We start from the raw sequence: 11,186 nt of genomic DNA, 5'->3' as shown, positions 1-11,186 counted from the left end.
ATATGTCTATTTTATTGCAAAAAAAGAATGTTGGCGACTACTCTTATATGAGTAGCCCCAACATTTATTATAGAGCCTTCTTTTATATCTTATTGTCTGTTTGCTAGATTCTAAAAGTAAAAAATAAATTTAGAAAAATAAAAGGACTTTTATAGTGCGTGTCGAATACTATCAGTATCAGTTTCATGTAATACTATGAGGAGGAATACCTATGAACTTTGAAATTCGTAATGGTCATGATTATATTGATGAAGTAAAAGAATTGTTTGTAGAATACGTTAGATCCCTTGGTGTATCCGCAAGTTTACGAGAGTTTCATGGACTGGAAGATAAATATAAGGGTGAAGGGGAAGCCTTATATATTGCCTTTATCGATAATAAGCCTGCAGGCTGTGTCGCTTTGCGCTATGTAGATAGCAATACAGCGGCTATGAAACGTTTGTATGTAAGACCAGCCTTTCGTCATAGTTCATTAGGTAGTAATATGGCTAAATTAGTAGTGGAAGATGCTCGTGAATTTGGATACAAGACATTGTTGCTAGATAGCTTACCAAGTATGGAAAACGCAAAAGAATTATATACTAATTTGGGATTTAAAAAATTAGATGATACGAAACGTCCTGTAAAAACAGTGGTCCATTTATCGTTGCCTCTGTAATAGGTAGCAGGTGCTTATCTATATACATTAGAAAGAATCATGATTGAAGAGCTGCAATAGTAATATTTCTATTGCAGCTTTTATATGTGACAAGCTAGGTTAAATCAGTATTACATCTAGGAAGAGTGTTGGCTTTTATGAAAAAATAGGTGTAATCCGTAGGTATATAATGTATAATGGGTATGGTAAAAGAAGCGATGATGATTGCATCATTTTAGTGTTGGCATAGAAAAAGGTGAAGGCATTGAAAGATAAGCATATAGTAGTAGGAGTAACTGCTGGGATTGCAGCCTACAAAGCAGTAGACTTAGTGAGCCGTCTACGTAAAGCAGGGGCTGATGTAAAAGTAGTAATGACTAAACATGCAACAAAGTTTGTAAGTCCTCTTGTGTTTGGTGAAATAAGTAAGCATCCTGTAGCTGTGGATATGTTTGAAGAGGTTCATGATTGGAATGTTGAGCACATCGCTTATGCAACTTGGGCAGATGCTTATATTGTGGCACCAGCGACGGCTAATATCATCGGAAAGATGGCACATGGCATTGCTGATGACATGTTATCAACACAACTATTGGCTACTACGGCACCTATCTTTGTATGTCCTGCAATGAATAGCAATATGTATGCGCATCCAGCAGTACAAGAAAATTTGGATACCTTACGAAGTAGAGGCGTCATGATTATGGAACCAGATAGTGGTTTACTGGCCTGTGGAGTAGAAGGAAAAGGAAGGTTGCCTAATCCAGAGAATATTGTGAAATGGGTAGACTTTCATTTGGGTAAAACAGATATACTGAATGGTAAAACCGTTTTGGTGAGTGCGGGAGGTACACAAGAGCCGATTGATCCAGTTCGGTTTATCACAAATCGTTCGAGTGGAAAAATGGGATATGCTATTGCACTCAAGGCTGCACAAGCAGGTGCCAATACTATTCTAGTATCTGCTCCTACGGAATTAGATGTGCCTTATGGTGTTACATTTGTACCAGTTCGTTCTGCTGTGGAAATGAAAGCTGTCATCGATGGATATTATCATGAGGTAGATGCTGTGATTATGGCAGCTGCAGTAGCTGATTATCGAGTGGCGGAAACAGCAGATAACAAGATTAAAAAACAAGATTCGATGGCATTGGAATTAGTAAAAAATCCAGATATCTTGGCTGGATTAGGGGCGTCTAAAGCGCATCAAAAGCTGATAGGATTTGCTGCAGAAACACAACATGTGATTGAATATGGTAAAGAAAAAGTTCGTAAAAAAAACTTGGATATGCTAGTAGCCAATGACGTAAGTAAAGCTAATGCTGGATTTGATGTAGATACAAATGAAGTTACATTTATTTATCCAGGAGATCAAATTGTATCTCTGCCAACGATGTCTAAAATTGATGTAGCAGAACGCATCATTCAAGCCTTGGCAGACTTATAAATGTGTGTTATAATACCATATAGTGATTTTAAACTAAGTATTATATGTATGATACAGTCTCATCAAGAGTAGTGGAGGGAAAGGCCCTTTGAAGCTACAGCAACCATTCCTTAGGGGAGAAGGTGCTAAATCCAACGATCTTTGATCGGAAGATGGGGATATGATTCCTCATCTTGGGATGAGGAATTTTTTTATTGGAGGTTTATTCATGGCAGAAAAACATGTATTTTTCACTTCTGAATCTGTAACAGAAGGTCATCCAGACAAAATTGCTGACCAAATTTCAGATGCTGTATTGGATGCTATTTTAGAAAAAGATCCGACAGCTCACGTTGCCTGTGAAACATTAGTAACGACAGGCCAAGTTCATGTAGTAGGCGAAATTACTACCAATACATATGTTGATATTCCTCACATTGTACGTGATACAATTCGAGAAATCGGTTATACTCGTGCAAAATATGGATTTGATGCTGATACTTGTGGTGTAAATGTAGCGATTGATGAACAATCTGCAGATATTGCGATGGGCGTTGATGAAGCATTGGAATCTCGTGAAGGCGGTAGTGATGCATTCGATAAAATTGGTGCAGGCGACCAAGGTATGATGTTTGGTTTCGCATCCAATGAAACTGAAGAATTGATGCCTATGCCTATTAGCTTGGCTCATCGTTTATCTCGTCAATTAACAAAAGTTCGTAAAGATGGTACATTAGACTACCTTCGTCCAGATGGTAAAACACAAGTGACAGTGGAATATGTAGATGGAAAACCAAAACGCATTGAAACAATCGTTATTTCTACACAACATGGTCCAGAAGTAACATTAGAACAAATCCAAGCAGATATTAAAAAATATGTTATCGATCCAGTGCTTCCAGAAGGATTTATTGATGAAAATACAAAATACTTCATCAACCCAACTGGTCGTTTCGTAATCGGTGGCCCACAAGGTGATGCTGGATTAACTGGACGTAAAATTATCGTAGATACTTATGGTGGTATGGCACGTCATGGCGGTGGAGCATTCTCCGGTAAAGATCCTACAAAAGTTGACCGCTCTGCAGCGTATGCAGCTCGTTATGTAGCTAAAAATATCGTAGCAGCTGGTCTTGCTGATAAATGTGAAGTACAAGTGGCGTATGCGATTGGTGTAGCGAAACCTGTTTCTATCATGGTAGAAACATTTGGTACTGCAAAAATTGAAGAAGAAAAAATCTCTGCATTAGTAAGCAAACATTTTGATCTTCGTCCAGCAGGTATCATTGAAATGCTAGACTTGTTGAAACCACATTACAAAAAAACTGCTGCCTATGGTCATTTCGGCCGAACTGATGTAGATCTTCCATGGGAGCGCACTGATAAAGCTGCAGTTCTTCGCCAAGAAGCAGGTTTGTAATATATAACTAGTTGTATCTATGGATATAGAAACATATTCGATACACAATGTATAGTAAATGACTACAGGGTAGGGAATAGAAATTCCCTACCCTGTTTTGTGTATGCTCTTACAAATAAGAGTCATATTTTTGATTGTTAAAAAGCATAGTAAGAACGTTTCTTATAGTAGGAATGAATGCTATAATCGTGGTATAATGAAGAGTGTTTAGTCAGGAGGTTATTATGCAATTAGGTGAAATTATTATTAATCGTCCTGCGAAACAATTGAATAAACCTTTGACATATGAAATTCCTGAATCTTTTGGCAATGTTCCTGTAGGAACACGTGTTGCTGTACCATTAGGAGCCTCTAGAGAGGAAGGAATTTTAGTAGGGTATAGTGAAATGAAAGAGATGCCATTTGTAGTGAAGCCGATTCTATCTGTATTAGATCCTACACCTTGGTTCTCTTCTGAAATGCTAGCAACAGCTCGGAAGTTAAGTGAATATTACTTGTGTACATTTGCAGAAGCACTGAGTTTGTTTACAGTCGATAAAAGTAAGTTAAAATCCTATGATCGACCAAAGATTGAATGGTTAGTACCCAGCTCATCATTTCACATCGGCCTGTTTGAGCCTAGAAAGCAGAAACAACGATTGTTGGCCCAGTATTTGATAAATCATGGCCCCACATCGGTAACGACATTGCGATCATTAGGGTTTAGTGCGCCGGTCATAAAACAAGTGAAAGAATGCTCTCATATAGATGTGGAGCTTCGGTATGAGATGACGAAGACTCGTTATGAAGACAAGGAATATACAGAGCCAATTCCTTTAAGTGAAGATCAGGAACAAGTCTATGTACCAATCCATCAATGTATTCAAGAAGCACGAAGTGAGACTTTTTTGCTTCATGGTGTTACAGGCAGTGGCAAAACACAAATTTACTTGAAGGCCGTGCAAGAAACGATTCAGCAGGATAAAATTGCTATCGTCCTAGTGCCTGAGATTGCTTTGACTACGCAGATTGTAAAACGATTTGTAGAGCGATTTGGACAGGAAGTCGTAGTTTTTCATAGCCAATTAACGAAAAGTGAACGATATAATAATTGGGAACGTCTGCGTCGAAAGGATAGTCATATTATTATTGGTGCTCGATCTGCTGTGTTTGCGCCAACGGAAGATATTGGCTTAATTGTAGTAGATGAAGAGCATGATCCATCTTACAAGCAGCAAGATATGACGAGATATGATGCACGGATGGTGGCACGCTGGCGTAGTGAGGCGAATCATTGTCCCCTACTATTTGGTTCAGCTACGCCGTCTATACAAGCCTATTATAAGGCACAAGAAGAAGAGTATACACTTCTTTCTTTACCACATCGTATTTTTCATCAACCCATGCCGGAGATACAGGTCATAGATATGAAAGAAGAAATGTTCTATGGCAACTATTCGGTGTTTTCAGCATCCCTTACTCAGCTGATTCAAGAGACCCTAGAGAAGCGAGAACAAATGATTTTGTTGTTAAATCGTCGTGGTCATAGTACGTTTGTGATGTGTCGTGAATGTGGCAAAACAATACAATGCCCTCATTGTGACATATCTATGGTATATCATCAGGCACGCCAAGACCTGCAATGTCATTATTGTGACCATCATGAAAAGGTTCCACATATATGTCCTCATTGTGGGAGTCAAAAAATTAAATTTTTTGGAACTGGCACACAAAAGGTTGAAGAAGAGTTGCAAAAACGCTTTCCACAAGCAAGAATCGCTAGACTTGATCAAGATACAGCCTCTACAAAGGGGGCATCAGAGTGTATTCTTGGAGATTTTGGAAAGGGTGCCTATGATATTTTGTTAGGTACACAAATGGTAGCAAAGGGACATGATTTTTTAAATGTTACCGCAGTGGGTGTTATCACAGCTGATTCAGTGTTACATATTCCCGTATATACTGCAGCAGAACGCACGTTTAATTTATTAACACAAGCGGCAGGGCGTGCAGGACGCGGCAAGAAGTCTGGTCGTGTAGTTATACAAACTTACAATCCTGATCATTATGCTATTATTCACAGTACGAATCATGACTATGAAAGCTTTTACAAAGAAGAAATGATAGGACGGGAAGCATTACAATATCCGCCTATCGGTGAAATGATTCAAATTACCTTGCTAGATACGACACTTTCAAAAGTAAAAGAAAGAGCTACTGAATTAGCTAATACGTTACGTAAGGCTAGTCATGGACAACGTATTGATATATTAGGGCCTTATGAAAATGGCGCTACCAAGATACGAGATATGTATCGACTTTGTATTATGATACGAGGAATTAATTTGCAGCAGATTAAATCATATATGTATCATTCAGATATATTTACAATGCCCCACATGTATATTGATGTGGATCCAGTATAGGAGGAACTATGGCAGTATTAGAAATTATGACTACAGGACACCCTGTATTAAAACAAATTGCGGAACCAGTAGAGTTCGTTAATAAAAAAATTCGTCAATTATTAGATGATATGGCGGAAACTATGTATAAAACTGATGGTGTAGGATTAGCAGCGCCACAAGTGAATGTATCTAAGCGTATTATCGTATTAGATGATGGCAATGGGCTTATTGAAGTTGTCAATCCAGAAATCGTCAAAAAAGAGGGTGCCCAAATTGGCCTAGAAGGTTGTTTAAGTGTACCGGAATTGTTCGGCGAAGTGGAACGCTATGAAAAAGTAGAAGTGCATGGATTAAATCGCAATAACAAAAAAATTAAGATTAAGGCAGAAGGCTTTTTAGCTCGTATTTTCCAACATGAAATTGATCATTTAAACGGGATTTTGTTTGTAGAAAAATTAGTGAATCCTAATGAGATTATGATTCATAAAAAAGGGTAATAATCATGAATCCGCTTCGTATTGTATTTATGGGAACACCAGATATAGCTGTTCCTACACTAGCTTCTCTAATCCAAAGCAAACACCATGTAGTGGGCGTTTTTTGTCAACCGGATAAACCGAAAGGAAGGGGCAATAAATTGCAAATGCCACCTACAAAAGAGTTGGCATTACAGTATGATATACCAGTATATCAACCGCAGTCGCTGCGCAATGAAGAAGCTGAAAGGTTGCTAGAAACATTGGCCCCAGATATTGTAGTGGTTATTGCATATGGTAAAATCTTACCGCCTTGGTTAATTCATCAGCCACCATTAGGATGTATCAACTTACACGCCTCTTTATTGCCAAAATTTAGAGGGGCAGCACCTATCCAATATGCCATTCTTCATGAGGAAGCTGAAACAGGCATGACTATCATGCATATGGATGAAGGGTTAGATACGGGAGATATTATCTGTATGGAACGAATCCCTGTTACGGAAGAAGATACTTCTGGTACAATATTCGAAACCTTATCACACTTAGGAGCTGAGATGATTGTACCTGTTTTAGCAGGCTTACAAGATGGATCGTTAGGTAGAACACCTCAAAATCATGAGGAGGCTATTGAAACAGGTAAAATTACAAAAGAAATGGGTCTATTGGATTTTGCTGAATCAGCCCATGTGTTAGCGGCAAAGATTCGCGCATTTAACCCGAGCCCTGGATGTTTTACTTTTTTTGAAGGCAAACGTATTAAATTTTGGCATGCTAAAGTAGATCATGAGTCCATGTATGCACCAGAAAATTTGAAAAATACTTGTGGATATCCTAAGGAAGGTTCTGTTGTAGGCATCGATAAAGAATCATTTAGTATTTTTACACGCCAAGGTGTGTTGCGAGTGACAGAAGTACAGCCGGAGAATAAAAAGCGAATGAGTGCTGGGGATTTTGTTCGAGGGCATCAACTCCAATTAGGAGCTTATTTTGGAAATGAATAAATCCTATTATTTGTATTTACTACTGACAGCATTAACAGTCAGCCTTCTCTCTATGGTGTGGGGCTGGATATTATGGATGATGCACCATAGTTTTCTAGAATGGGGCATATTCGGTACTTGTATAGAAATATTCTTATTACTCCCACTGGGAATCGGATGGTTCATGTGGGCTTATATGGTACTAGTAGCACAGTATTCAATTCAGCATCCTATTTTGTTGCGTCTATCTAACCGTGGATTATATATGTTATTTCCTATTGTGACTACATTAGGTAAGATATGTGGATATACAAAAGATGAGGTTAGTCAATCTCTGATTGCATTCATTAACCATTTAGTAAATACTCAAGTATATCGGGTAGAGCCAGACACATTATTACTGCTGACACCTCACTGTATACAACTTTCAGAGTGTGTACATAAAGTGACGACGGATGTATATAATTGCAAACAATGCGGTCGATGTCAGGTGGGGAGCTTGTTAGAAATAGCCAACCAATATGGATGTCATTTCCTAGTTGTCACGGGAGGTACCTTAGCCCGATTAAAAATTAAAGAGCTGCGTCCAAGAGCGATTGTTGCAATTGCTTGTGAACGAGATTTGGTCAGTGGTATGGCAGATGTATTCCCAATTCCAGTGATTGGAGTACTGAATGAACGCCCTTGTGGACCTTGTTGTAATACGCGAGTAAATACAGAAGATATTAGACTTGTCGTAGAAAGGTTATTGTATGGAAACGATACAGCGAAAAGAACATAAAAATATTCGACGCCTTGCTATGAAAGCATTAGTGGATATTAATCGAGATAAAAAATATGCCAATATTGTGTTACCTCATTATATAATGCAAGAAAAGTTAGAAGATTTAGATCGTAGGTTTTTTACAGAGCTTGTGTATGGTGTGGTGCGCCGACAAAATTATTTAGATGCCATCATAGGACATCTAACTAAGAAACCTGTTAAAAAGGTGTCGCCTTTAGTATTAGAGATTTTGCGATTAGGCATATATCAATTAATTTATATGGATAAAGTACCTTCTAGTGCAGCTGTCAATGAAAGTGTAAAACTAGCAAAAAAAGTAGCTCCTGGTATGGATCGATTCATTAATGCCGTATTACGTAACGTAGATCGCAAACGAGAAGAGATTAGTATTGATAGTCTTGCAAGCTCAGAGGCGGAAAGAATATCCTTTATTTATAATCAGCCATTATGGTTGGTTAACTTGTGGATACAACAAAGAGGTGTGGAAGAAACCAGCGATGTATGTGAATGGTTCAATGAAACTCCTTTACTGACGGCCAGGGTAAATACATTAAAAATTTCCAGAGAAGCTTTGTTAGAGGAGTTAACAGAAGCCGGATGGAATGTAGAGCCTAGCCATATGATTCCAGAGGCTATAATTGTGCACTCTCATAAAGGGCAGCTACAACAAGCTAAATGGGTACAACAAGGTGCATTGACCTTTATGGATGAGGCATCGATGGCCGTTGCCTATGCAATGGACCCTAAGGAAGGAATGCATATACTAGATATTTGTGCAGCACCAGGCGGGAAGACACTCCACATGTCTACACTAATGAAAAATACAGGCTCCATAGTAGCTACAGATATTCATGAGCATAAAGTGAACTTGCTAGAAGAGAATGCGAAACGTATGGGTGCAACTAATGTCACTGCACAACAAGGAGATGCTACGGCTTTTCATGAAGCATGGAAAGCACAATATGATGCTGTGTTAGTAGATGCACCTTGCTCAGGACTTGGAATATTACAGAAAAAGTTAGATATGCGATGGCGAAAAGATGCATCGCAATTAACTTCTCTACCAGAATTGCAATTACAGATTCTAGAAAATGCTAGTTCCTATGTCAAAATAGGTGGATACTTAGTCTATTCGACATGTACGATTAATGAACTAGAGAACGAACATGTCATACAAGCATTTTTAAATACACATACGAATTATACCCTAGAAGATGTAGCTCCATTGTTACCATTTGAAACAGAGGGCCCGATGGTTACTTTATTACCAAATGTGTATGATATGGATGGATTCTTTATAGCACGGTTACGTAAGGAGAAAGAATGATTGAATTAGTGGGCCTTTCATTGCCAGCTTTAAGTAAAGTTGTTATGGAAGGTGGATTTCCTAAATTTAGAGCAAAACAAATCATGGACTATATATATCAACGGCATATATTTTCTATAGATGAGATGTTACAGCTACCACAAGGCATGCGTACCTGGCTACAAGCGCATTGTACAATAACAGTTCCTACTATAGTTAAAGAAAGTACTAGCTCCGATGGAAATACCAAAAAACTATTGCTTAGGTTTTCTGATGGCAATCAAGTAGAAACGGTGTTAATGCGCCAACATTATGGCAATTCAGTTTGTTTATCATCGCAGGTGGGCTGTGCCATGGGTTGTATTTTTTGTGCATCTACTACGGAAGGTTTATTTCGCAATTTGACCGTAGCTGAAATTGTCGGACAGCTATTGCTGTTTGAGAGTATAATACAAGAAGAGGTACACTCGATTGTAGTTATGGGTTCAGGTGAGCCACTACAAAACTTTGAAAATACATTGGAAGCATTACGATTTATTCATGAAAAAGAAAGTTTTAATATTGGATATCGTCGTATGACAGTGTCTACCTGTGGGCTTGTACCTAAAATTTATGAATTTGCGGATCAAGGATTACCCATTACATTGGCTTTATCCTTACATGCTACTACAGATACTACGAGAAAAGCGATTATGCCAATTGGTGCTACCTATGCATTGCAGGATGTATTAGATGCGGTTAGTGAATATTATAAAAAAACAGAGCGCCGTGTCACATTTGAATATATACTAATTAAAGATGTGAATGCTTCTGAGAAAGAAGCTCATGAATTAGGCCAAATTGCTAAAAAGTTTCCTCATTGTAATGTAAACTTAATTCCTGTTAATGGAAATGAGCATATTAATTTATACAAACCAGCTATGAAAGCAATGCAAGATTTCAAACGAATTGTAGAGTCCTATGGTGTCTCTGTTACAATTCGTAAAGAAATGGGTGATGAAATACAAGCGGCGTGTGGTCAATTAAAGATACAACATCAACAATCTTTGAAAGAAGGGATGTAATGATTAGTTTAGGGGTTAGTAAAACAGGGTTAGTTCGTCAACGAAATGAAGATAGATTCTATGCCAAAGGGCCACTTCTTATAGTGGCAGATGGTATGGGTGGCTATACCGGTGGTGAATATGCCAGCACTATGGTAGTAGATACTATCGTAGATGTCATTGAAAGGGCAGATATAATTACTGTAGAGGTATTACGTGAGGCTATTTTAGAAGCGAATCGTATGGTCTTTGAAAAAAGTCAATCCTATAAAGAATTAGAAGGTATGGGAACTACTGCTGTAGTAGCCTATGTAAAGGAAGATACTTTATTATGGGCTCATGTAGGAGATAGTCGTCTATATATCTATGGTGATAGCCAGTTACGTAGAATGACAAATGACCATTCTATGGTACAAGAGTTGGTCAATGCAGGTACGATTACAGAAGCTGAAGTGATTCATCATCCGAAACGGAATATGCTAACAAGAGCTATAGGTGTATATGATACAGTAGAAGTTGATACAGGAATGGTTGAAGTTCATAAAGGTGAACGAATTCTACTATGTAGTGATGGTTTATCTGGTTATATTGAAGAAAGTCGTATTGAAGAGATACTTTCAGAAGAATCATCTGAAAGTAGAGTTCTGGAAGATTTAGTGCAACTTGTATATGATGCAGGTGCACGTGATAATGTAACAATCATACTTGGACGAATATAAAGAGG

The 11,186-nt window shown here is 38.2% G+C and carries 10 protein-coding genes and 1 riboswitch; all 10 genes read left to right on the top strand.

Annotation, left to right across the window (positions count from 1 at the left end; translation table 11 throughout):
• Positions 1–211 precede the first annotated feature (211 nt).
• Entirely contained in the window at positions 212–658 is a 447-nt protein-coding gene (locus EO122_RS07640) for a GNAT family N-acetyltransferase (protein WP_127010065.1), read from the top strand.
• A gap of 244 nt (positions 659–902) precedes the next feature.
• The gene (coaBC, locus tag EO122_RS07635) at positions 903–2,084 is read left to right on the top strand and encodes a bifunctional phosphopantothenoylcysteine decarboxylase/phosphopantothenate--cysteine ligase CoaBC (protein ID WP_127010064.1); all 1,182 of its coding nucleotides are present in this window, start codon (positions 903–905) and stop codon (positions 2,082–2,084) included.
• A gap of 56 nt (positions 2,085–2,140) precedes the next feature.
• A riboswitch (SAM riboswitch) is annotated at positions 2,141–2,243 on the top strand.
• Between the two features lie 49 nt (positions 2,244–2,292).
• A complete protein-coding gene (gene metK, locus EO122_RS07630; protein ID WP_127010063.1) occupies positions 2,293–3,483 on the top strand; it encodes a methionine adenosyltransferase in 1,191 nt (396 codons plus the stop codon).
• A gap of 224 nt (positions 3,484–3,707) precedes the next feature.
• Positions 3,708–5,888, top strand: a complete 2,181-nt coding sequence (gene priA, locus EO122_RS07625) for a primosomal protein N' (protein ID WP_127010062.1) — start codon at positions 3,708–3,710, stop codon at positions 5,886–5,888.
• A gap of 8 nt (positions 5,889–5,896) precedes the next feature.
• Positions 5,897–6,367, top strand: a complete 471-nt coding sequence (gene def / locus EO122_RS07620; protein WP_127010061.1) for a peptide deformylase — start codon at positions 5,897–5,899, stop codon at positions 6,365–6,367.
• Positions 6,368–6,372: 5 nt separating this feature from the next.
• Positions 6,373–7,350, top strand: coding sequence for a methionyl-tRNA formyltransferase (gene fmt, locus EO122_RS07615; RefSeq protein ID WP_127010060.1), 978 nt, complete (start codon positions 6,373–6,375; stop codon positions 7,348–7,350).
• Positions 7,343–8,110, top strand: coding sequence for a DUF116 domain-containing protein (locus EO122_RS07610; RefSeq protein ID WP_127010067.1), 768 nt, complete (start codon positions 7,343–7,345; stop codon positions 8,108–8,110). The genes fmt and EO122_RS07610 overlap by 8 nt, the downstream gene beginning before the upstream one ends.
• Positions 8,082–9,440, top strand: coding sequence for a 16S rRNA (cytosine(967)-C(5))-methyltransferase RsmB (gene rsmB / locus EO122_RS07605; RefSeq protein WP_127010059.1), 1,359 nt, complete (start codon positions 8,082–8,084; stop codon positions 9,438–9,440). The genes EO122_RS07610 and rsmB overlap by 29 nt, the downstream gene beginning before the upstream one ends.
• On the top strand, positions 9,437–10,483 hold the full coding sequence (gene rlmN / locus EO122_RS07600; RefSeq protein ID WP_127010058.1) for a 23S rRNA (adenine(2503)-C(2))-methyltransferase RlmN: 1,047 nt from the start codon (positions 9,437–9,439) through the stop codon (positions 10,481–10,483). Before rsmB ends, rlmN begins: the two co-directional genes overlap by 4 nt.
• Positions 10,483–11,181, top strand: coding sequence for a Stp1/IreP family PP2C-type Ser/Thr phosphatase (locus EO122_RS07595; RefSeq protein WP_127010057.1), 699 nt, complete (start codon positions 10,483–10,485; stop codon positions 11,179–11,181). Before rlmN ends, EO122_RS07595 begins: the two co-directional genes overlap by 1 nt.
• The last annotated feature ends 5 nt before the right edge of the window (positions 11,182–11,186 follow it).

This window comes from Veillonella sp. CHU110 (genome assembly GCF_003992255.1).
In the GTDB taxonomy this organism is placed as follows: domain Bacteria; phylum Bacillota; class Negativicutes; order Veillonellales; family Veillonellaceae; genus F0422.
Note: the sequence above shows the minus strand (reverse complement) of the source record. Positions and strands in the feature narration are given on the sequence as shown.

What these genes read in the sequence shown, in the direction of transcription:
- EO122_RS07640 (WP_127010065.1), top strand. Translation starts at nt 212, where the DNA reads ATGAACTTTGAAATTCGTAATGGTCATGATTATATTGATGAAGTAAAA.
- metK (WP_127010063.1), top strand. Translation starts at nt 2,293, where the DNA reads ATGGCAGAAAAACATGTATTTTTCACTTCTGAATCTGTAACAGAAGGT.
- priA (WP_127010062.1), top strand. Translation starts at nt 3,708, where the DNA reads ATGCAATTAGGTGAAATTATTATTAATCGTCCTGCGAAACAATTGAAT.
- def (WP_127010061.1), top strand. Translation starts at nt 5,897, where the DNA reads ATGGCAGTATTAGAAATTATGACTACAGGACACCCTGTATTAAAACAA.
- fmt (WP_127010060.1), top strand. Translation starts at nt 6,373, where the DNA reads ATGAATCCGCTTCGTATTGTATTTATGGGAACACCAGATATAGCTGTT.
- EO122_RS07610 (WP_127010067.1), top strand. Translation starts at nt 7,343, where the DNA reads ATGAATAAATCCTATTATTTGTATTTACTACTGACAGCATTAACAGTC.
- rsmB (WP_127010059.1), top strand. Translation starts at nt 8,082, where the DNA reads ATGGAAACGATACAGCGAAAAGAACATAAAAATATTCGACGCCTTGCT.
- rlmN (WP_127010058.1), top strand. Translation starts at nt 9,437, where the DNA reads ATGATTGAATTAGTGGGCCTTTCATTGCCAGCTTTAAGTAAAGTTGTT.
- EO122_RS07595 (WP_127010057.1), top strand. Translation starts at nt 10,483, where the DNA reads ATGATTAGTTTAGGGGTTAGTAAAACAGGGTTAGTTCGTCAACGAAAT.